At 52.9% G+C, this 728-nt stretch carries 1 protein-coding gene and 1 pseudogene; both read right to left on the bottom strand.

The window, feature by feature from the left end; genetic code table 11:
- Nucleotides 1-534, bottom strand: a pseudogene (gene actP / locus SPM24T3_RS24095) (cation acetate symporter); the annotation flags it as partial.
- A partial coding sequence (locus SPM24T3_RS24090; RefSeq protein WP_009639454.1) for a DUF485 domain-containing protein occupies nt 531-728 on the bottom strand: 198 nt, incomplete at its 5' end. The gene SPM24T3_RS24090 and the pseudogene actP, both read right to left, overlap by 4 nt.

The raw sequence follows: 728 nt of genomic DNA, 5'->3' as shown, positions 1-728 counted from the left end.
AACAACTGGATAAGTTTGCCTGCACCGACCATCTGGGCAATCAGGTAAAGCGCTACTACCACCGAGCGAGCCGCAGGCCGAGAGAGTACGAATCGGCATCTGTTTCAAGCGGTAAGATGCTACATCAGCAAAGGTGTAGCGCCCAAGGTTACGCAAACGTTCGGCAATCAAAAACAAAATGATTGGCCAGCCGACCAGAAAACCGAGCGAATAGATCAACCCATCAAAGCCGGAGGTATATACCAACGCTGAAATACCGAGAAACGAGGCGGCGGACATGAAGTCTCCCGCCATCGCCAGGCCGTTCTGCAAGCCGGTAATATTGCCGCCTGCCGTATAATAATCGCTGCGGGAGCGGGTTCGCTTCGAGGCCCAGTAAGTGATGGCAAGCGTGGCGGCGACGAAGATAACAAACATCACAATCGCTTCGTAATTGGTCGGCCGTTTTTGCACCGTCCCGCTAATAGCCTCGGCAGCCAATGCAGAGAGGGGTAAGAGCACAGCCAGGCTGACAAGTAAGGGAAAACGTTTCATGCTTTTACCTCACTCAGCAGCTTCTGGGTTAAACGATCAAACTCCCCATTGGCACGCCAGACATAGATGCCGGTCAGTAGAAAAGAGATAACGATCAGTCCGACGCCAATTGGAATGCCACGGGTAACGCTGGTTCCTGTGTAAAGCGGCGTTCCGAGCCAGTTCGGTGCGAAAGCAATGAGCAGAATAAAGCC

It is taken from the genome of Serratia sp. M24T3, from assembly GCF_000257645.1.
Taxonomy (GTDB): domain Bacteria; phylum Pseudomonadota; class Gammaproteobacteria; order Enterobacterales; family Enterobacteriaceae; genus Rouxiella.
This window is presented reverse-complemented; position numbering and strand designations above follow the sequence as displayed.